The following is a 21,836-nucleotide window of genomic DNA, read 5'->3' as shown; positions in this document are numbered from 1 at the left end:
ACGTCCAGGGGCGTCAGTTACGTTCGCCGCCGCCCACGTGGTGCACCCGGACCATGTTGGTGGTGCCGGGGACACCGGGGGGCGAACCCGCGGTGATGACGACCGTGTCGCCGTCGTTGAAGCGGCCCAGCTTGGCCAGCTCCTGGTCGACCATGTCGACCATCTCGTCCGTCGTGTTCACGAACGGCACCACGTGCGACTCCACGCCCCAGCTCAGCGTGAGCTGGTTGCGGGTGCCCTCGTCCGTGGTGAAGGCCAGGATCGGCTGGGCCGCGCGGTAGCGGGACAGCCGACGCGCGGTGTCACCGGACTTGGTGAACGCGATCAGGCCCTTGCCGCCCAGGAAGTCGGCGATCTCGGCGGCCGCGCGGGCCACCGAACCACCCTGCGTACGCGGCTTCTTGCCCGGCACCAGCGGCTGGAGGCCCTTGGAGAGCAGCTCCTCCTCGGCCGCCTTGACGATCTTCGACATCGTCTTGACGGTCTCCACCGGGTACGCGCCCACGCTGGACTCGGCCGACAGCATGACCGCGTCCGCGCCGTCCAGGATCGCGTTGGCCACGTCGGACGCCTCGGCGCGGGTCGGCCGGGAGTTGGTGATCATCGACTCCATCATCTGGGTCGCCACGATCACCGGCTTGGCGTTGCGGCGGCACAGCTCGATGAGGCGCTTCTGCACCATCGGGACCTTCTCGAGCGGGTACTCGACGGCGAGGTCACCACGGGCGACCATCACGCCGTCGAACGCCATCACGACGTCCTCCATGTTCTCGACCGCCTGCGGCTTCTCCACCTTGGCGATGACCGGGACCCGGCGGCCCTCCTCGTCCATCACCTTGTGGACGTCCTGCACGTCCCCCGCGTCGCGGACGAAGGAGAGCGCGACCATGTCGCAGCCCATGCGCAGGGCGAACCGCAGGTCCTCGATGTCCTTCTCGGACAGCGCGGGCACGTTGACGGCCGCGCCGGGCAGGTTGATGCCCTTGTGGTCGGAGACGACACCGCCCTCGATGACGATCGTCTTCACCCGCGGACCCTCGACGTCCACGACCTTCAGCTCGACGTTGCCGTCGTTGATCAGGATCTGGTCGCCGCGCGAGACGTCGCCCGGCAGGCCCTTGTACGTGGTGCCGCAGATCTGCTTGTCGCCCGGCACGTCCTCGGTGGTGATGACGAACTCGTCGCCGCGCTCCAGCTCCACCGGACCCTCGGCGAAGGTCTCCAGCCGGATCTTCGGGCCCTGGAGGTCGGCCAGCACGCCGATGGCGCGCCCGGTCTCCTTGGCGGCGGCCCGGACGCGGTCGTACCGCGCCTGGTGCTCGTCCTGGGTGCCGTGACTGAAGTTGAAGCGGGCCACATTCATGCCCGCCTCGATCATGGCGACGAGCTTGTCGTGGGAGTCGACCGCGGGGCCGAGAGTACAGACGATTTTCGAACGGCGCATGAGGCGATCCTATCGGTTTGTTTCACTGCGGAATATTCCGGCCGGCGGAGTTACAAATGGGCGGACAGGCGCTCAGGCGTGTTACTGCCGTGTAATGTTCAGCTCTTCTTTCCGACCAGCGCATAGGTCTGCGTCGCGATCTCCAGTTCCTCGTCGGTCGGCACCACGGCGACCGCCACGCGGGCGTCCGCGGGCGAGACGATCCGCGGCTCGCCGCTGCGTACGGCGTTCAGCTCCTCGTCCACGGCCAGGCCCAGGCCGGTCAGGCCCGCGACCGCCGCCGAACGCACCGCCGCCGCGTTCTCCCCGACCCCGGCCGTGAACGCGACCGCGTCCACCTCGCCGAGTACGGCGTAATAGGCGCCGATGTACTTCTTGATGCGATGAATGTAAATGTCGAAGGCGAGGGCGGCCGCTTCGTCGCCCTCGTCGACACGGCGCCGGATCTCCCGCATGTCATTGTCCCCGCACAGACCGAACAGACCGCTCCTCTTGTTCAGAAGAGTGTCGATCTCGTCCATGGACATATCCCCGACACGGGCCAAATGGAAGATGACGGCCGGGTCCAGATCACCGGACCGGGTACCCATGACCAGCCCCTCCAGCGGGGTCAGCCCCATCGAGGTGTCCACGCACCGGCCGCGCTCCACCGCCGAGGCGGACGCGCCATTGCCCAGGTGCAGCACGATCACGTTCACCTCCTCCGGCGCCTTGCCCAGCAGCCGCGCGGTCTCCCGCGACACATAGGCGTGCGAGGTGCCGTGGAAGCCGTAGCGGCGGATGCGGTAGCGGTCGGCGAGCTTCGGGTCGATCGCGTAGCGCGCGGAGGACTCCGGCATCGAGGTGTGGAACGCGGTGTCGAAGACGGCGACCTGGGGGAGGTCCGGGCGCAGTGCCATGGCGGTGCGGATGCCCGTCAGGTTGGCCGGGTTGTGCAGCGGGGCGACCGGGATCAGCCGCTCGATCTCGGTGAGGACCGAGTCGTCGATGACGGTGGGCTCGGTGAAGAACATGCCGCCGTGCACCACCCGGTGCCCGATCGCGGCCAGTTCCGGCGAGTCCAGGCCCAGGCCGTCGCGGGCCAGTTCCTCGGCGACCGCCTTCAGCGCGGTCTCGTGGTCGGCGATCGGCCCGCTCTGCTCACGGCTCTCGCCGGTGGCGAGCGGGGTGTGGCGCAACCGGGAGGTCTGCTCGCCGATGCGCTCCACCAGGCCCACCGCGAGACGGCTGCTGTCCCGCATGTCCAGGAGCTGGTACTTCAGCGACGAGGAGCCGGAGTTGAGGACGAGTACACGGGTGGGGGTCACTGCTGGGAAGCCTTTCCGGTGGGCGCCTGCGCCTGGATCGCGGTGATCGCGACGGTGGTGACGATGTCCGGTACGAGAGCGCCGCGCGAGAGGTCGTTGACCGGCTTGCGCAGCCCCTGGAGCACCGGGCCGACCGCGATCGCCCCGGCCGAGCGCTGCACGGCCTTGTAGGTGTTGTTGCCCGTGTTGAGGTCCGGGAAGATCAGCACGCTGGCCTGGCCGGCCACCTCCGAGCCGGGCAGCTTGGTCGCGGCCACGGCGGCGTCCACGGCCGCGTCGTACTGGATCGGGCCCTCGATCTTCAGGTCGGGCCGGTGCTCGCGGGCCAGCTCGGTGGCCTCGCGCACCTTGTCCACGTCGGCGCCGGAGCCGGAGGTGCCGGTGGAGTACGACAGCATGGCGATCCTCGGCTCCACGCCGAACTGCGCCGCCGTCGCCGCCGACTCCACCGCGATGTCCGCGAGCTGCTCGGCGTTCGGGTCCGGGTTGACCGCGCAGTCGCCGTACACCAGCACCTTGTCGGCCAGGCACATGAAGAAGACCGAGGAGACGATCGCGGAGTCCGGCTTGGTCTTGATGATCTCGAAGGCCGGGCGGATGGTGGCCGCCGTGGAGTGCACCGAGCCCGACACCATGCCGTCGGCCAGGCCCTCCTGCACCATCAGGGTGCCGAAGTAGTTCACGTCGGAGACCACGTCGTAGGCCAGCTCCACCGTGACGCCCTTGTGGGCGCGCAGGGCCGCGTACTTCTCGGCGAAGGAGTCGCGCAGCTCGGAGGTGGCCGGGTCGATCAACTGGCAGTCGCCCAGGTCGATGCCCAGGTCGGCGGCCTTCTTGCGGATCTGGTCCACCGGGCCGAGCAGGGTCAGGTCGCACACGCCGCGGCGCAGCAGCACCTCCGCCGCGTGCAGGACGCGCTCCTCGGTGCCCTCGGGCATGACGACCCGGCGCTTGTCGGAGCGGGCCTGCTCCAGCAGCTTGTGCTCGAACATCATCGGGGTGACCCGGCCGCCGCTGGGCGCGGAGACCCGGCGGGCGAGGTCGGCGGTGTCGACGTACCGCTCGAACAGGCCGAGCGCGGTCTCCGCCTTGCGCGGGGTGGCGGCCGTCATCCGGCCCTCCAGCGAGAAGAGCTGCCCGGCGGTGGGGAAGCTGGTGCCCGCCACCGAGAGCACCGGGGTGCCGGGGGCGAGCCGGGCGGCCAGGGTGAGGATCTCCTCGCTGGGCACCTCGTTCAGGGTGAGCAGCACCCCGGCGATGGGCGGGGTGCCCGCGCTGTGCGCGGCCAGCGCGCCGACGACCAGGTCCGCGCGGTCGCCCGGCGTCACGACCAGGCAGCCCGGGGTCAGGGCGGCGAGGAAGTTGGGCAGCATGGCGCCGCCGAAGACGAAGTCCAGCGCGTCGCGGGAGAGGCCGGAGTCGTCGCCGAGCAGCACCTTGGCGCCCAGCGCGTGCGCGATCTGCGAGACGGTCGGCGCCGACAGGGCGGGCTCGTCGGGCAGCACGTAGCAGGGCACCGGCATGCGGTCGGTGAGCCGGTCGGCGATCTCGTCGCGGTCCTCGCGGGCGGCCCGGTTGGCGACCATGGCGAGCACGTCGCAGCCGAGGCCGGCGTAGGCGCGGTAGGCGTTGCGGGTCTCGGCGAGCACCGACTCCGCGGACTGCTCGCGGGCGCCGACCACCGGGATCACGGACGCGCCGAACTCGTTGGCCAGCCGGGCGTTGAGCGCCAGCTCGTCGGGGAGCTGGGTGGCGGCGAAGTCGGTGCCGAGGACGAGGACCACGTCGTAGTCGCGGGCGACCAGGTGGAAGCGGTCGACCAGGGCGGAGACGAGTTCGTCGGTGCCGCGCTCGGCCTGGAGCGTGGACGCCTCCTGGTAGCCCATGCCGTAGCCGGTGGCGGGGTCCTGGCTCAGCCGGTACCGGGAGCGCAGCAGCTCGAAGAGGCGGTCGGGGCCGTCGTGCACCAGGGGGCGGAACACCCCGACCCGGTCGACCTGCCGCGTCAGCAGCTCCATGACCCCCAGGTCGACGACCTGACGGCCGTCCCCCCGGTCGATCCCGGTCACGTACACGCTGCGTGTCACGCGTGCTCTCCGATCCTTGCTCGTACGCCGTCCGCCGGTCCTGGGCGTCGCCTGTCACAAAAATCGCCCACCCGAGGTGAGCGGAACCCTCTTGACAATACCTCCGGGCCTGGATAAGGCGCCCGTCAGCTCGGTGGGGGCCGGTACGCGCTGGTGGGGGCGGTGGTCGTCGCCTGTTCGGCGGCCGTGAAAGAATCGGAGCGGCTCACCGGTACCCACACAGCGAGCAGGAGACACAGCACGATGCGCATCGGAGTTCTCACCGCAGGCGGCGACTGCCCCGGCCTGAACGCCGTGATCCGGTCGGTCGTGCACCGCGCCGTGGCGCACTACGGCGACGAGGTCATCGGCTTCGAGGACGGCTACCGGGGTCTGCTCGACAGCCACTACCGCTCCCTGGACCTGGACGCCGTCAGCGGCATCCTGGCGCTCGGCGGCACCATCCTCGGCTCCTCCCGCCTGGAGCGCGACCGGCTGCGCGAGGCGTGCGAGCGGGCCACCGACATGGCCGAGGAGTTCGGCATCGACGCGCTGATCCCGATCGGCGGCGAGGGCACCCTGACGGCCGCCCGCATGCTGTCCGACGCGGGTCTGCCGGTCGTCGGTGTGCCGAAGACCATCGACAACGACATCTCCGGCACCGACCGCACCTTCGGCTTCGACACCGCCGTGGGCGTGGCCACCGAGGCGATGGACCGCCTCAAGACCACCGCCGAGTCCCACCAGCGGGTCATGGTCGTCGAGGTCATGGGCCGCCACGCGGGCTGGATCGCGCTGGAGTCCGGCATGGCCGCCGGTGCCCACGGCATCTGCCTGCCCGAGCGGCCCTTCGACCCGGCCGACCTGGTCAAGATGGTCGAGGAGCGGTTCGCGCGCGGCAAGAAGTTCGCCGTGATCTGCGTCGCCGAGGGCGCCCACCCGCTCGACGGCACCATGGACTACGGCAAGGGCGACATCGACCAGTTCGGTCACGAGCGCTTCCAGGGCATCGGCACCGCCCTCGCCTACGACATGGAGCGCCGCCTCGGCAAGGAGGCCCGCCCGGTCATCCTCGGCCACATCCAGCGCGGCGGCACCCCCACCGCGTACGACCGCGTCCTCGCCACCCGCTTCGGCTGGCACGCCGTGGAAGCCGCCCACCGCGGCGAGTTCGGCGGCATGACCGCCCTGCGCGGCACGGACATCGCGATGGTCCCGCTGGCGGAGGCGGTCACCGAGCTGAAGACGGTCCCGGTGTCCCGGATGGACGAGGCGGAGTCGGTCTTCTAGCCTCCAGCCGCCGCGCGCGGGGGCGCTCACCGCTCCCGCAGCCAGTGGTACCGCAGCTCCGGACGGCCCACCTGCCCGTACTGCGGGCGCCTCGCCGCTCGGGCCGCGTCCACCAGGTACTCCAGGTAGCGGCGGGCCGTGATGCGGGAGATGCCGACCTCCTCCGCCACCTCCGCCGCCGTGCGGCCCTCGGGGGTCTCGCGCAGGACGCCCGTGACCCGTTCCAGCGTGGGCGCGCTCAGGCCCTTCGGCAGGGCGGCCGGAGCCGGGGCGCGCAGGGCGGCCAGCGCGCGGTCCACCTCGTCCTGGCCGCTCGCCTCGCCCGCCGCCGCGTGGTACTCGGCGTAGCGCAGCAGGCGGTCGCGGAGGGTGGCGAAGGTGAAGGGCTTCAGGACGTACTGCACGACGCCCAGGGAGACGCCCTCCCGGACCACCGCCAGGTCGCGGGCCGAGGTGACCGCGATGACGTCCGCCTGGTGGCCCGCCGCGCGCAGGGAGCGGGCGAACTGGAGGCCGTGCACGTCGGGGAGGTGCAGGTCGAGCAGGAGGAGGTCGACCGGGGTGCGCTCCAGGACGCGGCGGGCGGCGGCCCCGGTCCCCGCCTGGCCCACGGCGACGAAGCCCGGCACCCGGCCGACGTAGAGGACATGCGCGTCCGCGGCCACCGGGTCGTCCTCGACGACCAGCACGCGGAGGGGTGGCTGCTCGGGGGTCATGCGACGCCTCCCGGTGCCACGCGCGCGGTCTCCTCGGACGACTGTCCCAACGGCAGCCGGGCCTCGAACACCGCGCCGCCGCCCGCCGCCTCGGCCACCGTCAGGGTGCCGGTGAGGCGGGTGACCGTCTGCCGGGCCAGGGCCAGCCCGAGACCCCGGCCGCCGGGACCCGCGGGCTTGGTGGTGAAGCCGCGCCGGAACACCAGGTCCGCGTGGGCCGGGTCGACGCCCGGACCGGTGTCCGCCACCCGCAGCAGCAGCGCCTCCCCGGCCGCGTACGCCGTCACCGTGACCCGCGCCCCCGCGCTGCCCTGCGCCGCGTCCACCGCGTTGTCGATCAGGTTGCCCAGGATGGTGACCAGGTCGCGCACCGCGAGGTCCGGCGGGAGGACGCCGTCGTCGATCCGGCTCTCGGGCGAGACGACCAGCTCCACGCCCCGCTCGTGCGCCTGCGCGGTCTTGCCCAGCAGCAGCGCGGCCAGCACCGGTTCGCCGACCGCCGCCACCACCTGGTCGGTGAGCGTCTGGGCCAGCTCCAGCTCGGCCGTGGCGAACTCCACCGCCTCCTCCGCCCGCCCCAGCTCGATCAGCGAGACCACGGTGTGCAGCCGGTTCGCCGCCTCGTGCGCCTGCGACCGCAGCGCCTGACTGAACCCGCGCTCGGAGTCCAACTCTCCCGTCAGTGACTGGAGTTCGGTCACGTCCCGGAGCGTGGCGACCGTGCCCCGGTGCTCCCCGCCGGACACCGGCGAGGTGTTCACCACCAGCACGCGGGACGCGGTGAGATGCACCTCGTCCACCCGGGGCTCCGACGACAGCAGGGCCCCGGTGAGCGGCCCCGGCAGTCCCAGCTCCGCGACCGAGCGGCCGACGACCTCGCCGCCGACCCCGAGCAGCTCGCGCCCGCCGTCGTTGATCAGCGCCACCCGGTACCGTCCGTCCAGCATCAGCAGCCCCTCGCGCACCGCGTGCAGCGCCGCCTGGTGGTAGTCGTGCATCCGGCTCAGCTCGGCCGCGTTCATCCCGTGGGTGTGCCGCCGCAGCCGCGCGTTGATCACGTACGTACCCACCGCGCCCAGCAGCAGCGCCGCCCCCGCCACCCCGAGCAGCGCCGTCACCTGGTCCTGGACCCGCGCGCTGATCGCCTCCACCTTGATCCCGGCACTGACCAGCCCCACCACCCGGCCCCCGTCCAGCACCGGGGTCACCGCGCGCACGGACGGGCCCAGCGTGCCGGTGTACGTCTCGGTGAAGGTGTGCCCCCGCAGGGCGGGCCCGGTCCGGCCGAGGAAGCGGCGGCCTATCTCGTCCCGCGTCGGATGGGTCCAGCGGATGCCCCGCGGGTCCATGATCGTGACGAAGTCGACGTCGGCGTCCCGCATCACCTGCAGGGCGTACGGCTCCAGTTCGGCGGAGGGGTCCGGCGTACCGATCGCCGCCCGCACGGAGGGCGCGTCCGCGATGGACCGGGCCACCGCCGTGACCTGGCGTTCCGCCGCGTCGCGCGCCTGGCGCTGGTCACTGACGTAGGTGAAGAGCGCGTACCCGGCCACCACCACCGCGACCAGCACCGCCTGCATGGCGAAGAGCTGGCCCGCCAGGCTGCGGGGTCGGGGGAGGGCGGGGGCGCGCATGCCTAGCAGTGTGCCTGCCCGTTCGGGCGTGAACTAAATGAACGGAAGGGTGACCGCCCTCACACGGCGGGAGATAGTCACCGCGATCCCCTGCAACGCCCGGACGTGAGCCGCACGCCGGTCATGCCGACGAAGACGTCAAGGAGAGCAGTCGTGGCCGCCAGCACCCCCGGTACGGCACCAGCCGCACCCGCCGTGAAGCGGGACCGGACCCATTACCTGTACATCGCCGTCATCGTGGCGGTCGCGCTCGGCATCGCCGTCGGCCTCATCTGGCCCGACGTCGCGGTGGAGCTGAAGCCGCTCGGCACCGGGTTCGTGAACCTGATCAAGATGATGATCTCGCCGATCATCTTCTGCACGATCGTGCTCGGGATCGGCTCCGTACGGAAGGCCGCGAAGGTGGGCGCGGTCGGCGGTATCGCGCTCGGCTACTTCACCGTGATGTCGCTGGTGGCGCTCGCCATCGGTCTCGTCGTCGGCAACGTCCTGCACCCGGGCGAGGGCCTGCACCTGACCGACGCGCTCCGCCAGACCGGGCACGCGCAGGTCGCCGACGACGCGCTGCCCCCGGTCGACTTCGTGCTGTCGATCATCCCGGTCACCTTCGTGTCCGCCTTCACCGAGGGCCAGGTCCTGCAGACCCTGCTGATCGCGCTGCTCGCCGGGTTCGCGCTGCAGGCGATGGGCGCGGCCGGGCAGCCGGTGCTGCGCGGCATCGAGCACATCCAGCGCCTGGTCTTCCGCATCCTCGCCATGGTCATGTGGGCCGCGCCGATCGGCGCCTTCGGTGCCATCGCGGCCGTGGTCGGCTCGGCGGGTCTGGACGCGCTCAAGAGCCTCGCCGTGCTGATGTTCGGCTTCTACGTCACCTGCGTGCTGTTCGTCTTCGTGGTGCTCGGCGCGCTGCTGCGGATCGTCTCCGGGCTGAACATCTTCCTGCTGCTGAAGTACCTCGCCCGCGAGTTCCTGCTGATCCTGTCGACCTCGTCCTCGGAGTCCGCGCTGCCGAGGCTCATCGCCAAGCTGGAGCATCTCGGCGTCAGCAAGGCGGTCGTGGGCATCACCGTGCCGACCGGGTACTCCTTCAACCTCGACGGCACCATGATCTACATGACCATGGCGTCCCTCTACATCGCGGACGCGCTCGGCACCCCCATGTCGATCGGCGAGCAGATCCCGCTGCTGCTCTTCCTGCTGCTGGCCTCCAAGGGCGCGGCGGGCGTCAGCGGCGCCGGGCTCGCCACCCTCGCGGGCGGTCTCCAGTCGCACAAGCCCGCGCTGGTGGACGGCATCGGCCTGATCGTCGGCATCGACCGCTTCATGAGCGAGGCGCGCGCCCTGACCAACTTCGCGGGCAACTCCGTCGCCACCGTGCTGATCGGCACCTGGACCAAGGAGATCGACCGGGACCGGGTCAGGCGGGTCCTCGCCGGTGAGCTGCCGTTCGACGAGACGACGCTGCTGGACGAGGGCGGTGCCGACAGGCGCCCGGAGCCCGAGGAGGAGGGCGGGAAGGAACTCGCCAAGGCGTGAGGGATTCCCCGACGCCCGCCTGAGGGACCGGCCCGCCACCGGGGCCCATTGCCGCCGACCGCCCGACCCCGCCTGAACCGGGGCCGGGCGGCCGGTCTTTCACGCTTCTCGCGGCTCTTTCACGTCTTCTCGCGGCCCGCCCGCGCCACCAGCTCCGTCGCCCTGCCGACCGGTACGCCCGCCGCCGTGAGTGCCGTGACCGCCGCCGCGTGGCCCGCGTCCTCGGGCGGGAGCAGGCCCTCGTTCACCGACTCCATGACGGCGAACAGCAGTTGCTCGTGCACGAAGGCCAGCGCGGCGGCGGACAACGGCGTACTGAACACGCCTTCGTCCAGGCCGCGTTGGAGAATCCGCGTCTTCTCCTCGCGCAGGGGGGCGAGGCGGTCGCGGATGCCCTGGACCGTGACCGTGCGCTGGGCCAGGGCGATCAGCAGGCGGTAGCGGTCGGCGATCTCCCAGACCGCGAGCACCGAGCGGGCCACCGACTCGGCCGGTCCGGCCTCGCCGTCGAGGGCACACAGGTCGGCGTCGGTCAGCACCTGCACCGCCTCGTCGACGAGCGTGCCGATCAGCGCCTCCCGGCTCGGGAAATGCCCGTACACCGTGCGCCGTACGACACCGGCGGCGCGCGCGATCTGGTCCATCGAGGCGTCCGGGTCGCGCAGCAGCTCGGCGAGGGCGACGTCGAGGATGCGGCGGCGGTTGGTGTCGGCGCGGCTGGTGTTACCCGTGGTCATGGCAGTCATTGTGCACACCTTCTCGACTTGCACGGCACTGTGCAAGGTCGTACATTGCACATGGTTGTGCAATTGCACGCCACTGTGCAAGTTTATGTACTGCCCGCAGTCTTCGTAGTCGAGGAAGGTCAGCCGCTGTCATGCGACTCGTCATGAACGAACCGGTCGAGAGGATTGAGCGCCCCTACGCCCGGCGCTGGTGGGCGCTGCTCGTGCTCTGCCTCAGCCTGCTGATCATCGTGATGGCCAACACCGCCCTCACGGTCGCCGCGCCCGACATGACCCGCGACCTCGGGCTGTCCAGCGCCGACCTCCAGTGGGTCATCGACGGCTACACCGTCCCGTACGCGGCGCTGATGCTGCTGCTCGGCGCGATCGGCGACAAGTACAGCCGCCGCGGGGCGCTGATCCTCGGCCTCGTCGTCTTCGGCGGCGGCGCGGTCTTCGGCAACCTCGCGGACTCGTCCGCCACGGTCATCGCGGCCCGCGCGGTGATGGGCGTCGGCGCGGCGCTGATCATGCCCGCGACGCTCTCGCTGCTCGCGGCGACCTTCCCGCGCGCCGAGCGGGTCAAGGCGATCACCCTGTGGACCGCCACGGCCGGTCTCGCCATCGCCGCCGGACCGGTCGTCGCGGGCGCGCTGCTCCGCGACCACGGCTGGGCCTCGACCTTCCTGATCAACGTGCCGGTCGCCGTCCTGGCGATCGTCGGCGCGCTGGTCCTCGTACCGCCGTCCAAGGCGGGCCACCACGACCGCATCGACTACGTCGGCGGCCTGCTGTCGGTCCTCTGGATCGCCGCGCTGGTCTACATGATCATCGAGGGCCCGCACTTCGGCTGGGGCGTCAAGGCGGTCACGGCGGCGGTCGTCGCGGGCCTCGGCCTGATCGCCTTCGTCCTCTGGGAACTGCGCCACCCCCGCCCGGTACTGGACGTACGCCGCTTCGCCAACCGCCGCTTCGCGGGCTCCAACCTCGCGGTCGCCCTCTTCTTCCTGGCCGTCTTCGGCGCGTTCTACTACCTCACCCAGCACCTCCAGTTCGTCCTCGGCTACGACGCCCTGGAGACCGGCGTCCGCATGCTGCCGCTGGCGGGCGCGGTGTTCGCGGGCTCGGCCCTGACCGGCTACCTCACCCCGCGCGTGGGCATGCGCTGGACGGTCGGCGCGGGCATGGTCGCCGGCACGGTGGCGCTCGCGCTGCTGACCCGGGTGGACGCAGGCTCGACGTACGCCGACTTCGTCCCGTCCCTGATCGTCCTGGGCCTCGCCATCGGCCTCGCCCTGTCGCCCTGCACGGACGCGATCATGGGCGCCTTCCCGGAGTCCGAGCTGGGCGTGGGCGGCGCGGTGAACGACACGTCGCTCGAACTCGGCGGCTCGCTGGGCATCGCGATCCTCGGCTCGCTCCTCGCCACCTCGTACGACGACCACCTGACCTCGGCCACGAAGGGGAGCGGCCTGCCCGCCGACGCCCTGTCCACGGCGCAGGACTCGGTGGGCGCGGGGTACGCGGTGGCCCAGGCGATCGGCGAGAAGGCCCAGTCCCTCGCCGCGAAGGCAGCCGGGGCGGGGGACCCCGCGCAGGCCGCCCAACTCAAGCAGCAGGCGTCGTCCTTGGCCTCGGGCGCGCACCGGATGGCGGACGCGGTGGGGTCGTCGTTCTCGGACGCCGTCGCCCACACGAGCCTGATCGGCGCGGTGATCCTGGGCATCGGCACGGTCGTGGTGGCGGTGCTGCTGCCGGGGCGCGAGAAGGCGGCGACTGCCGTGCCGGAGGAGGCTTCCGAGGAAGTGACCGCGGCTGAGGGCGCCGGGGAGGCGACTTCGGCCGAGGCCGCCGACAAGGCGGAGGAGAGCCGGGCGGCGGAGACCACCGTCAGCTGACGTCGACTGATGTGCCGCCCCGGGAGACTGACGGGGCGGCACGTTCGCGTATGCGCGGGGTATGCGTGGACATCATCGAGGGGGAGCGCGTGGAGTCCAGAATCGCCCGGCACCACTTCCCGGTCGCCGACCCGGCCGCGGCGATGGCGCCGGTCGTCGAGAGTGCGAAAGGGGGACGGCTCTGTTCATCTCGGGTGCGTCCACCGACGGCCCCGTGACGCTCCTCGCGGGAAACGGGGACGACCTCAGCGAACTGCCCGCGACGGGGCCCAGAGAGTACCTGCACGCCGTCAACTGGCTCACGGCCTACTACCTGGCCGTGGTGTGCCGCGACAACGAACGCCTCGCCCCGCTGGCCATCACCTGCATGGCCCACGACGCGGGCATGCCCGTCCGGGTCGAGTCCGAGTACCTGCCGAAGCACCTCGTGTACTCGAGGAGCAGCAGGTGAACGAGGAGACGGAGAGGTTCTTCCGCGTCTACCTCACACGGGAGGTCGCCTACGACACGATCGGATACCTGCGACCGACCCTGCACGCCTTCCGCGACGAGTACGTGCGCGGGGTGCGGGAGGGGCTCGCCGAGGTCGTCGCGGGCGGGGGCCTCTCGGCGGGGGAGTACGAACGCCTGACCGGCATCGAGTTCCCCGACGCCGCATCCCTTCGGCGCTACCTTGCCGACATGTACGCCTACTTGTTCGAGGAGCGCCCCGACCAGCCGGAGCCGCCGGGATGACCGAGAAAGCCGCGCGGATCGACATCGACGACCCCGAGGTCGACATGGATGACGGGCACCGGCTGCTGTACCGGGGGGTGCCCTTCACCGGGGAGGTGACCGAGTATCTGTCCGGCGCGCTCGTGAGCCTGGACGTGTACGCGCACGGGGTCCCGCACGGGCTGTCCCAAGAGTGGTACCAGGACGGGACGCTCCGTGCTGAATGCGTGGTCCACCGGGGCCTGCCCCGAGGGGAGTCGTGGGAGTGGCATCCCGACGGCGGGCCGGCCTCACGGAGGGTCTTCGACCCCGACGGGCTCACGCTGCGCGAGGACGACGCGTGGGACGAGTCGGGGCGGCTGACGCGGAGTTGGCGCGGCCCGGCTGAGGAGACATGATGTCGGCACTGTCGCGGGCACCCCGTGAACGGGGCTCGTGGTTCTGGGCCCTGGAGAGGGAGCCGCCCCGTGGCGCACCCCTCGGCGGGGTGGTCGACTTCGATGTCCTCGGCACCGGAACCTGGTTCGACGCGGAAGGCCGGCCGCGCACGGGCACCCCGCCAGAACCCGGTGAGCCCACCTGCTTCGGTGCGGCCACGGTCGACGGACCCGCGGAGCCCGAGGCGGACGCGAGCGGCCGGGGGCCTGATCTGACCGACCGGCTCAGTCTGAGCGGAGACGCGCGTTGATCACCACTGATCCCGTCGGGGACTGGACTTGGGAGATCCTCCCCGAGGCGGCCGAGGAGGAGATCCACCCCTCCCGGGCCGCCGCAGCCGCCGTGTCGATGCTGAGGGTTCTCACGGAGACGGGCCTGGCGGCCGGTGAGGCCGAGGTGGACGAGTACGTGCGATCCGCCGATGAGGCAGCTTCCGTGGTCGGCGTCTGCTGCGAGTGCCCAGGCAGGTGGACCGACTCCGGGGCCGAGCACCAGGCCGAAGGGCTGTTCCGTGTCCAGGCGGAGGTCTGGGGGCGCCGGCTCCTCTCGGTCACCCTGGAGACCTTCGGCGACGTCTGGCTGACGGTCGACACCCGTGGGCGTGAGCAGCTCGCCCTGCACGCGGAGAACGCCCCACGGCTCCGGCGGGCGCTGGCGGAGATCTCGAGGAGCCTCGGCCGTGCTCCCGTGCCCGGTGACGAGAACCCGTACGCCACACCCACCGAGGAAGGCTTCGAGGACGTCAGGGTCCACGGCCCGGCGTACGACGACGCCTGGGGCACGTTCGAGGTGGCCGCCCGTTCCCGTCGGCTGCGTGCCTCCCTGCCTCCGTCGGTCGACGAGTACCGGGAAACCACCGAGCACCCCGTGCACCACCTCACCGTCCGGGACGACGAGGACCGCGTCCTCGGCTACCTCTGGGCGGACGGCGTCGAGAACGCCGCCGGGTTCGAGCCCCGTACCGCCGCCGGTGAGCGCGCCTTCCAGGCCGGGCGCGGGTGGCTGCTGAAGCTGCGGGAGGCTCATCGCCTGGGACTTCCCGCGGCCGATGTCCTGCCCTGGCTCGCGGGCGAGCCCCTCCCGCGCGGGGTCGGCCGCCTCGCGGACCTCCGACCTCGTGTGTCGCCGTCCCTCGACGCGCTGGAGGAGCTGTCCGGCTCATGAGATCCCGGAGTGGGGCCGCCCGGACAGGGTCGGGCAAAATCGTGCCGAACAGGCTTTCGCACCGGTCGACGGGGGACACAGTGGCGGAGATCGCTCGGCATCACAGGCCGGGTGTGCTGGACATGGCCGCAGTCCAGAGCCTGACCGAAAGCCTGGAGGAAGACTGCGGCTCCACTGGGCCCACTGGTCGGCCGACGAGTAGCGCGCCGACGACTTCGACGGGGTGGTGCCCTTCGGTCTCCTGGCCGTCACCTGCCTCGCCCACGACGCCGGCTTCCCCGTCGCTCCTGGGTGGGGATGTACGAGGTCTGAGACCGTGAACCGTGAGGAGCAGGGGAGGGGAGTCAGGATGAGCGTGGAACCGGACCTGCGGGCGTGGGCCCAAGGGGAGGCGGCGAACGCCCGCTGGTTCGCCGACGCGCTGGGGGTGCCGCCCGAGGTGTACGGGCGTGACCCCGCGAGCCTCGTCCCCACGCTGCGGGACCACGTCTCGCGGGCCCCCTTCGCGGAGCGGGACGGCCGGAACCGGCGGCGCGATCGCGTGCGGCTGGTCGGTGAGGGACTCTCCGGCCTCCCCCTGGAGATCACCCGCCTGCCGGCCCGCGCCGAGGCCGCGCCGGGGCTCCGTGATGGCTGACCCCCGGCACGTGCGGCGGCTGCCCGCGGATCCCGAGGCGGCCGCCGAGATCCGTACATGGCGCGGTGCGACGGACAGGACGATCGACCTGTGCGGCCTCGACGCGTCGGGCGCCGATCTCACCGGTGCCGACCTCTCGATGGGCCTGTTCTGCGAGGCCCGGCTGGTCGCTGCCGTGCTCGCGGAGGCGGACCTGTACCGGGCCAATCTGCAGGGGGCCGTTCTGGACGGTGCCGATCTCTCCCGGGCCTGGCTGGTCAAGGCGGTGCTCGACGAGGCGTCGATGCGGGGGACCGTGCTGGCCGGGGCGAATCTGGGCAGCTCCGAGTGGTACGGCGTCGATGCCCGCGAGGCGTCCTTCCGCGGGGCTTGCCTGAACGGCGCCTCCGTCCTGTACACGCGGCTGGAGGGGGCCGATCTGACCGGGGTGACGGTGGCGCTGACGAGCTTCCGTGTCCTGCTCGACGAGGACACGGTGGTGGAGGGGCTGTCCGGCACCCTCTTCGGCCCCGCGCGGGTCCGCGGGCGGGGCCGGCTGAACGGGCCGGACCTGGAGGAGTGGCTGAACCGGCGGGGCGCCTCCGTCACCGTCATCCCGCCCTTGCCCTGACGCCCACGTCACCCCCTACCGTCGAGCACATGCGAATCGGTGAGCTGGCCGCGCAGGCCGGGACGACCGCGAGGGCCTTGCGGTACTACGAGACACGGGGCCTGTTGCCCGCGCGGCGGGATGCCAAGGGGCATCGGTGGTACGACGAGCGGGACCTCACGCTGCTGCGGCAGATCCGCACGCTGCGGGACTTCGGGTTCGAGCTGGAGGAGACGCGGCCGTTCGTGGAGTGTCTGCGGGCCGGGCACCCGGAGGGGGACGCGTGTCCGGCGTCGCAGGCCGTGTACCGGCGGAAGCTGGATGAGCTGGACGGGCTCATCGGGGAGCTGATGGCGGTGCGGGCCACGGTCGCGGGCCAGCTGCGGCGGGCCGAGGAGGCGCGGGCCGGGCTGGCCACCGAGGCGCTGGTTCCGGGGGGTCCGGAACCCGTGTGCGAGCTGGGAGGGAAACAGACGTGAGTGTGATCAGCGGACTCGACGAGGTCACCGACGGGAATTTCGAGACGGAGGTGCTCGGCTCCGAGCTGCCGGTACTGGTGCAGTTCACCGCCGACTGGTGCGGGCCCTGCCGACAGCTGGCACCGGTGCTGAAGGACATCGCCTTCGCGGAGGGCGACCGGCTGAAGGTGGTCCAGCTCGACGTGGACCGCAATCCCGGCACCACCATCGCCTACCAGGTGCTCTCCACCCCCACCCTCATGGTGTTCCAGGGCGGTGAGCCGGTGCGCTCCATGGTCGGCGCCCGCCCCAGGCGCAAGCTGCTGGAGGAGCTGGCCGACCTGCTCTGAGCAAGACACCCGCAAGCGAAGAAATCCCCCGGGCATTGGCGCCCGGGGGATTTCTTTCGGTATATTGGACCGTTCACGACTTCTTTTTGAACTTTTTCATGAAAGAGGTCATGTGGAAGCTGATGAGCACAGTATATGCGGGCGGGAGTGGAATTGTCAAACACCGAATTTCCGGACGATGAATTGCGGTTCGAGCAGGAATTCATCGACGGACTCTACGAGCGCGTGGACGAACTGCGCGGCGACGCCGAGACCGGCGTCAAGGACGCCCTCGCCCAGGGCGACAAGCCCCAGCAGGCACGCCTGGAGCGGGACATCCTGGTCACCGAGCGCTCCGGGCTGCTCGCCGCGCTGAACTCCGTCGACGGCTCGCTCTGCTTCGGCCGGATCGACCTCGCCGACGGCGCCACGCACCACATCGGCCGCATCGGGCTGCGCCGCGACAACGACGAGCGCACCCCCGTCCTCATCGACTGGCGCGCCGACGTCGCCCGCCCCTTCTACGTGGCCACCGGCCACACCCCGATGGGTCTGCGCCGCCGTCGGCACATCACCAGCGACGGCCGTACCGTCACCGCGCTGCACGACGAGATCCTCGATCTCGGCGACGACACCCGCACCGGCCACGAGGACCCCACCGGCGACGCCGTGCTGCTGGCCGCGCTGAACACCGCGCGCACCGGCCGCATGAACGACATCGTGCAGACCATCCAGGCCGAGCAGGACGACATCATCCGCGCCCCGCACCGGGGCGTCATGGTGGTCGAGGGCGGCCCCGGCACCGGCAAGACCGCCGTCGCCCTGCACCGCGCCGCCTACCTGCTCTACGAGCACCGCGAACTGCTCGCCCGCCGCGCGGTGCTGATCGTCGGACCCAACCCCGCCTTCCTCGGCTACATTGGCGAGGTGCTGCCCTCGCTCGGTGAGACCGGCGTCCTGCTGGCCACGGTCGGGGAGCTGTTCCCCGGCGTGAAGGCCACCGCCATCGACACCCCGGAGGCGGCCGCGGTGAAGGGCCGCGCCCAGATGGCCGACGTGCTCGCCGCCGTCGTGGCCGAGCGCCAGGCGCTGCCGGACCCGGTGATCGCCATCGAGCACGACCGCGAGGTGCTGATGCTCGACGAGGGCCTGGTCGCCACCGCCCGCGAACGCACCCGCGCCGCCAAGCTGCCGCACAACGCCGCCCGCGAGCACTTCGAGGGCCACATCCTCAACACGCTCACCGAGATGTACGCCGAACGCGTCGGCACCGACCCCTACGACGGCAGCAGCCTGCTGGACCCCGCCGACATCACCCAGATCCGCGACGAACTCGGCGAGAACCCCGAAGTCTGGGCAGCCATCGACCAGTTGTGGCCCCGGATCACCCCGCGCCGCCTGCTCGCGGACTTCCTCGCGGAGCCCGACGGCCACCTCTCGCCCGAGGACGCCGACGCGGTACGCCGTCCCGTCACCCGTGCCTGGACCGTCGCGGACGTGCCCCTGCTGGACGAGGCCGCCGAACTCCTCGGCGAGGACGACCGGCTGGCCCGCGCCCGCGCCGACCGGGAGCGGGAGACGCAGATCGCGTACGCGCAGGGCGTGCTGGACGTGTCCTACGCGTCCCGCACCTACGAGTTCGACGACAAGGAGGAGGACGACCCGGAGTCGTCCGAGGTGCTCTCCGCGCACGACATCATCGACGCGGAACGCTTCGCGGAGCGGCACGAGGAGGACGACCACCGCAGTGCCGCCGAGCGCGCCGCCGCCGACCGGACCTGGGCGTTCGGGCACATCATCGTGGACGAGGCGCAGGAGCTGTCCCCGATGGCGTGGCGGCTGCTGATGCGGCGCAGCCCGACCCGCTCCATGACCCTGGTCGGCGACCCCGCGCAGACCGCCGAGGCGGCCGGGGTCGGCTCCTGGTCGGACATCCTCGAGCCCTACGTCGAGGACCGCTACGAGCACACCCGGCTCGGGGTCAACTACCGCACCCCGTCCGAGATCATGGACCTGGCCGCCGCCGTGGTCCGCGCCGAGCAGCCCGATTTCGAGCCGCCCAGCTCGGTCCGCTCCACCGGCGTACGCCCCTGGGTGCGGGACGCCTCCGGCGACCTGCCCGGCGCGGTCGTGGAGGCGGTGGCCGAGCTGACCCCGGCCGAGGGACGGCTCGGGGTCATCGCGCCGCGCGCCCTGCACGACACCCTCGCCGCCCGGCTGGACGGCGTCACGGCGGGCGGCGAACCCGACCTGACCCGGAACGTGGTACTGCTCGACCCCCGCCAGGCCAAGGGCCTGGAGTTCGACTCGGTCCTGGTCGTCGACCCCGCCGCCTACGGCACCAGCGACCTGTACGTGGCTCTCACCCGCGCCACCCAGCGCCTCGGCGTGCTGCACACCGGTGAGGTCCCGGCGGCGCTGAAGGGATGACCGGTGTCCGTCCGGGGGCCGCTCTCAGGGCCCCCGGACGGACGTCACGGTCTCACGCCGGGCGCAGCCAGACCGTCGCCAGCGGGGGCAGGGTCAGGCGGATGCTGGCCGGACGGCCGTGCCAGGGCTGAGGTTCCGGCTTGACGGTGTCCTGGCCCGCGATGTCGCCGCCGCCGTACCGGGCGAGGTCGGTGTTGAGGGTCTCGTGCCAGGCGGGGACGTCGTCGGGGACGCCGAGGCGGTAGTCGTGCCGGACCAGTGGGGAGAGGTTGGCGACGCACAGCAGCGGGGCGCCCTCGGCGTCGCGGCGCAGGAAGGCGAAGACGTTGTCCTCCGCCGCGTCCCCGACGATCCACTCGAACCCCGCCGGATCGGTGTCCCGCTCCCACAGGGCCGGGGTCGCCCGGTAGGCGGTGTTCAGGTCGCGGACCAGGTCGCGTACGCCCCGGTGCTCGGACTCGGCACCGTACGCCGGGTCGAGCAGCCACCAGTCCGGGCCGTGCGCCTCGGACCACTCGGCGCCCTGGGCGAACTCCTGTCCCATGAAGAGGAGTTGCTTGCCGGGATGGGCCCACATGAAGGCCAGGTAGGCCCGCAGGTTGGCGCGCTGCTGCCACCAGTCGCCCGGCATCTTGGACACCAGCGCCTGCTTGCCGTGCACCACCTCGTCGTGCGAGATGGGCAGCACGTAGTTCTCGCTGTACGCGTACACCATCGAGAAGGTCATCTCGTGGTGGTGGTACTTGCGGTGCACCGGCTCGTGGCTCATATAGGCCAGCGAGTCGTGCATCCAGCCCATGTTCCACTTCAGCCCGAATCCCAGCCCGCCGAAGCCGCTCGGGCCCCGGTGATGGGTCGGCCGGGTCACGCCGTCCCAGGCGGTGGACTCCTCGGCGATGGTGACCACGCCGGGGCAGCGCCGGTACACGGTGGCGTTCATCTCTTGGAGGAAGGCGACCGCGTCCAGGTTCTCCCGCCCGCCGAACTCGTTCGGCGTCCACTGGCCTTCCTCGCGCGAGTAGTCCAGGTAGAGCATCGAGGCGACGGCGTCCACGCGGAGCCCGTCGATGTGGAACTCCTCGCACCAGTACACCGCGTTGGCCACCAGGAAGTTCCGTACCTCGCGGCGCCCGAAGTCGAACTCCAGGGTGCCCCAGTCCGGATGGGCGGCCCGCAGCGGATCGCCGTGCTCGTACAGCGGACGCCCGTCGAACTCGGCCAACGCCCACTCGTCGCGCGGGAAATGGGCGGGCACCCAGTCCATCAGCACCCCGATGCCCGCCTGATGCAACTTGTCCACCAGGTACTTGAAGTCGTCGGGGGTGCCGAGCCGGGCCGTCGGCGCGTAGAACCCGGTGACCTGATAGCCCCACGAGCCGCCGAAGGGATGCTCGGCCACCGGCATCAACTCGACGTGGGTGAAGCCGAGATCACCGACGTAGGCGGGCAGCTGCTCGGCGAGCTGCCGGTAGGTGAGCCCCGGCCGCCAGGACGGCAGATGCACCTCGTACACCGAGAACGGCGCCTCGTGCACCGGGCGGTCCGCGCGGTGCGCCATCCACTCCGCGTCACCCCACTCGTGGCGCGAGACGTCCACGATCGACGAGGTGGCGGGCGGCACCTCCGTACGCCGGGCCATCGGGTCCGCGCGCAGGGTGCGCGAGCCGTCCGGGCGGGTGATCTCAAACTTGTACAGCTCACCCTCCCCGACCCCCGGCACGAACAGCTCCCACACCCCGGACGAGCCCAGCGAGCGCATCGGGAAGCCGGTCGCGTCCCAGAAGTCGAAGCCGCCCGCGACCCGCACCCCGAGCGCGTTCGGCGCCCACACCGCGAACCGGGTCCCGGTCACGCCCTGCTGGGTCAGCACCCGCGATCCGAGCGCCAGCCACAGCTCCTCGTGCCGCCCCTCGCCCAGCAGATGCAGGTCCAGCTCGCCGAGCGTGGGCAGGAAGCGGTACGGGTCCTCGGTCTCGTGCGCCGTGCCGTCGTACGACACCAGCAGCCGGTAGGCCGGGACCTCGGCCAGCGGGAGCAGGCCGGAGAAGAAGCCCTCCCCGTTGTCCCGCAGCTCGGCCCGCACGTCGTCGAAGACGACGGTGACCGCCTCCGCGTGCGGGCGGAACACCCGGAAGGCCACCCCGCCGGGCACCGGGTGGGCGCCCAGCACGGTGTGCGGGTCGTGATGCGTGCCCGCGAGCAGCCGCTCACGGTCGGCCCGGTCCAGGGCAGGGGAGACCGCGGGCACCTCCGGAGTCTCCGGTACCGCGGGCACCTCCGGCGTACGGGCCTTCGGGATCGCGGGCGTCTTCGCCGGCGCGTTCTCCGGGGAGTCCGCCTGCCTGCCGGGTTTCTTCGCCCCGGCCTGCTTCGCCGCGGCCGCCTGCGAGGACTTGGCCTGCTTCTTGCCGGACTTGCTCTTCGGGCCGGCTGGCTTCTTGGACGTCACGGACGAGTCTCC

At 71.7% G+C, this 21,836-nt stretch carries 20 protein-coding genes; 13 read left to right on the top strand and 7 right to left on the bottom strand.

Annotated features, from left to right (window positions below; translation table 11 throughout):
• Nucleotides 1-13: 13 nt before the first annotated feature.
• The 3 genes from pyk to pta form a co-directional block, all read right to left on the bottom strand.
• On the bottom strand, nt 14-1,444 hold the full coding sequence (gene pyk / locus ACIPPM_RS13715; protein WP_401446956.1) for a pyruvate kinase: 1,431 nt from the start codon (nt 1,442-1,444) through the stop codon (nt 14-16).
• 98 nt (nt 1,445-1,542) lie between these two features.
• Nucleotides 1,543-2,751 (bottom strand): acetate kinase, encoded by a 1,209-nt coding sequence (locus tag ACIPPM_RS13710; RefSeq protein ID WP_401446953.1) that lies wholly within the window; start codon nt 2,749-2,751, stop codon nt 1,543-1,545.
• Nucleotides 2,748-4,838, bottom strand: a complete 2,091-nt coding sequence (pta, locus tag ACIPPM_RS13705; protein ID WP_401446951.1) for a phosphate acetyltransferase — start codon at nt 4,836-4,838, stop codon at nt 2,748-2,750. The genes ACIPPM_RS13710 and pta overlap by 4 nt, the downstream gene beginning before the upstream one ends.
• A gap of 243 nt (nt 4,839-5,081) precedes the next feature.
• Between pta and ACIPPM_RS13700 the strand changes: the two genes are divergently transcribed.
• Complete coding sequence (locus tag ACIPPM_RS13700; protein WP_388995275.1) at nt 5,082-6,107, top strand: ATP-dependent 6-phosphofructokinase; 1,026 nt, start codon at nt 5,082-5,084, stop codon at nt 6,105-6,107.
• A 26-nt stretch (nt 6,108-6,133) separates the two neighbouring features.
• Here the strand turns inward: ACIPPM_RS13700 and ACIPPM_RS13695 are convergent, their stop codons facing one another.
• Both ACIPPM_RS13695 and ACIPPM_RS13690 read right to left on the bottom strand, forming a co-directional pair.
• On the bottom strand, nt 6,134-6,823 hold the full coding sequence (locus tag ACIPPM_RS13695) for a response regulator (protein ID WP_401446949.1): 690 nt from the start codon (nt 6,821-6,823) through the stop codon (nt 6,134-6,136).
• Nucleotides 6,820-8,457, bottom strand: a complete 1,638-nt coding sequence (locus tag ACIPPM_RS13690) for an ATP-binding protein (protein ID WP_401446947.1) — start codon at nt 8,455-8,457, stop codon at nt 6,820-6,822. Before ACIPPM_RS13690 ends, ACIPPM_RS13695 begins: the two co-directional genes overlap by 4 nt.
• A 123-nt stretch (nt 8,458-8,580) precedes the next feature.
• Here ACIPPM_RS13690 and ACIPPM_RS13685 point away from each other — a divergent pair, with 123 nt between their 5' ends.
• On the top strand, nt 8,581-9,993 hold the full coding sequence (locus ACIPPM_RS13685) for a cation:dicarboxylate symporter family transporter (protein WP_401448455.1): 1,413 nt from the start codon (nt 8,581-8,583) through the stop codon (nt 9,991-9,993).
• Nucleotides 9,994-10,112: 119 nt separating this feature from the next.
• Here ACIPPM_RS13685 and ACIPPM_RS13680 read toward each other — a convergent pair whose 3' ends face one another.
• Entirely contained in the window at nt 10,113-10,730 is a 618-nt protein-coding gene (locus ACIPPM_RS13680) for a TetR/AcrR family transcriptional regulator (RefSeq protein ID WP_401446944.1), read from the bottom strand.
• A 140-nt stretch (nt 10,731-10,870) separates the two neighbouring features.
• Between ACIPPM_RS13680 and ACIPPM_RS13675 the strand changes: the two genes are divergently transcribed.
• From ACIPPM_RS13675 to ACIPPM_RS13625, 11 genes are all read left to right on the top strand, one after another.
• The gene (locus ACIPPM_RS13675) at nt 10,871-12,616 is read left to right on the top strand and encodes an MFS transporter (RefSeq protein ID WP_401446942.1); all 1,746 of its coding nucleotides are present in this window, start codon (nt 10,871-10,873) and stop codon (nt 12,614-12,616) included.
• Nucleotides 12,617-12,677: 61 nt separating this feature from the next.
• Nucleotides 12,678-13,067 (top strand): Imm49 family immunity protein, encoded by a 390-nt coding sequence (locus tag ACIPPM_RS13670; RefSeq protein ID WP_401446939.1) that lies wholly within the window; start codon nt 12,678-12,680, stop codon nt 13,065-13,067.
• Nucleotides 13,064-13,351, top strand: coding sequence for a hypothetical protein (locus ACIPPM_RS13665; RefSeq protein ID WP_401446937.1), 288 nt, complete (start codon nt 13,064-13,066; stop codon nt 13,349-13,351). The genes ACIPPM_RS13670 and ACIPPM_RS13665 overlap by 4 nt, the downstream gene beginning before the upstream one ends.
• Nucleotides 13,348-13,728 carry a toxin-antitoxin system YwqK family antitoxin gene (locus tag ACIPPM_RS13660; protein ID WP_401446934.1) on the top strand — a complete coding sequence of 127 codons (381 nt, stop codon included), beginning with the start codon at nt 13,348-13,350 and terminating at the stop codon, nt 13,726-13,728. The genes ACIPPM_RS13665 and ACIPPM_RS13660 overlap by 4 nt, the downstream gene beginning before the upstream one ends.
• Complete coding sequence (locus ACIPPM_RS13655) at nt 13,725-14,018, top strand: hypothetical protein (RefSeq protein WP_401446931.1); 294 nt, start codon at nt 13,725-13,727, stop codon at nt 14,016-14,018. Before ACIPPM_RS13660 ends, ACIPPM_RS13655 begins: the two co-directional genes overlap by 4 nt.
• Nucleotides 14,015-14,932 carry a hypothetical protein gene (locus tag ACIPPM_RS13650; protein WP_401446928.1) on the top strand — a complete coding sequence of 306 codons (918 nt, stop codon included), beginning with the start codon at nt 14,015-14,017 and terminating at the stop codon, nt 14,930-14,932. Before ACIPPM_RS13655 ends, ACIPPM_RS13650 begins: the two co-directional genes overlap by 4 nt.
• A gap of 349 nt (nt 14,933-15,281) precedes the next feature.
• Nucleotides 15,282-15,569, top strand: a complete 288-nt coding sequence (locus ACIPPM_RS13645) for a hypothetical protein (RefSeq protein WP_401446926.1) — start codon at nt 15,282-15,284, stop codon at nt 15,567-15,569.
• Entirely contained in the window at nt 15,562-16,179 is a 618-nt protein-coding gene (locus tag ACIPPM_RS13640; protein ID WP_401446924.1) for a pentapeptide repeat-containing protein, read from the top strand. The genes ACIPPM_RS13645 and ACIPPM_RS13640 overlap by 8 nt, the downstream gene beginning before the upstream one ends.
• 29 nt (nt 16,180-16,208) lie before the next feature.
• A complete protein-coding gene (locus ACIPPM_RS13635; protein ID WP_401446921.1) occupies nt 16,209-16,637 on the top strand; it encodes a MerR family transcriptional regulator in 429 nt (142 codons plus the stop codon).
• Nucleotides 16,634-16,966 carry a thioredoxin family protein gene (locus tag ACIPPM_RS13630; protein WP_401446919.1) on the top strand — a complete coding sequence of 111 codons (333 nt, stop codon included), beginning with the start codon at nt 16,634-16,636 and terminating at the stop codon, nt 16,964-16,966. Before ACIPPM_RS13635 ends, ACIPPM_RS13630 begins: the two co-directional genes overlap by 4 nt.
• 135 nt (nt 16,967-17,101) lie before the next feature.
• A complete protein-coding gene (locus ACIPPM_RS13625; protein ID WP_401446916.1) occupies nt 17,102-19,375 on the top strand; it encodes a HelD family protein in 2,274 nt (757 codons plus the stop codon).
• A gap of 52 nt (nt 19,376-19,427) precedes the next feature.
• On the opposite strand, the gene glgB is transcribed toward ACIPPM_RS13625, so the two are convergent.
• A complete protein-coding gene (glgB, locus tag ACIPPM_RS13620) occupies nt 19,428-21,824 on the bottom strand; it encodes a 1,4-alpha-glucan branching enzyme (RefSeq protein ID WP_401446913.1) in 2,397 nt (798 codons plus the stop codon).
• Between the last annotated feature and the right edge of the window lie 12 nt (nt 21,825-21,836).

This window comes from Streptomyces sp. NPDC090119 (assembly GCF_044747085.1).
Classification (GTDB): domain Bacteria; phylum Actinomycetota; class Actinomycetes; order Streptomycetales; family Streptomycetaceae; genus Streptomyces.
Note: the sequence above shows the minus strand (reverse complement) of the source record. Positions and strands in the feature narration are given on the sequence as shown.

Excerpts from the sequence above, each read along its gene's own strand:
- ACIPPM_RS13670 (WP_401446939.1), top strand. The coding sequence starts at position 12,678 with ATGCGTGGACATCATCGAGGGGGAGCGCGTGGAGTCCAGAATCGCCCG.
- ACIPPM_RS13640 (WP_401446924.1), top strand. The coding sequence starts at position 15,562 with ATGGCTGACCCCCGGCACGTGCGGCGGCTGCCCGCGGATCCCGAGGCG.
- ACIPPM_RS13625 (WP_401446916.1), top strand. The coding sequence starts at position 17,102 with ATGCGGGCGGGAGTGGAATTGTCAAACACCGAATTTCCGGACGATGAA.
- pyk (WP_401446956.1), bottom strand. The coding sequence starts at position 1,444 with ATGCGCCGTTCGAAAATCGTCTGTACTCTCGGCCCCGCGGTCGACTCC.
- ACIPPM_RS13675 (WP_401446942.1), top strand. The coding sequence starts at position 10,871 with ATGCGACTCGTCATGAACGAACCGGTCGAGAGGATTGAGCGCCCCTAC.
- ACIPPM_RS13645 (WP_401446926.1), top strand. The coding sequence starts at position 15,282 with ATGAGCGTGGAACCGGACCTGCGGGCGTGGGCCCAAGGGGAGGCGGCG.
- ACIPPM_RS13690 (WP_401446947.1), bottom strand. The coding sequence starts at position 8,457 with ATGCGCGCCCCCGCCCTCCCCCGACCCCGCAGCCTGGCGGGCCAGCTC.
- ACIPPM_RS13635 (WP_401446921.1), top strand. The coding sequence starts at position 16,209 with ATGCGAATCGGTGAGCTGGCCGCGCAGGCCGGGACGACCGCGAGGGCC.
- ACIPPM_RS13680 (WP_401446944.1), bottom strand. The coding sequence starts at position 10,730 with ATGACCACGGGTAACACCAGCCGCGCCGACACCAACCGCCGCCGCATC.
- ACIPPM_RS13685 (WP_401448455.1), top strand. The coding sequence starts at position 8,581 with ATGCCGACGAAGACGTCAAGGAGAGCAGTCGTGGCCGCCAGCACCCCC.
- ACIPPM_RS13700 (WP_388995275.1), top strand. The coding sequence starts at position 5,082 with ATGCGCATCGGAGTTCTCACCGCAGGCGGCGACTGCCCCGGCCTGAAC.
- ACIPPM_RS13695 (WP_401446949.1), bottom strand. The coding sequence starts at position 6,823 with ATGACCCCCGAGCAGCCACCCCTCCGCGTGCTGGTCGTCGAGGACGAC.
- ACIPPM_RS13655 (WP_401446931.1), top strand. The coding sequence starts at position 13,725 with ATGATGTCGGCACTGTCGCGGGCACCCCGTGAACGGGGCTCGTGGTTC.
- ACIPPM_RS13660 (WP_401446934.1), top strand. The coding sequence starts at position 13,348 with ATGACCGAGAAAGCCGCGCGGATCGACATCGACGACCCCGAGGTCGAC.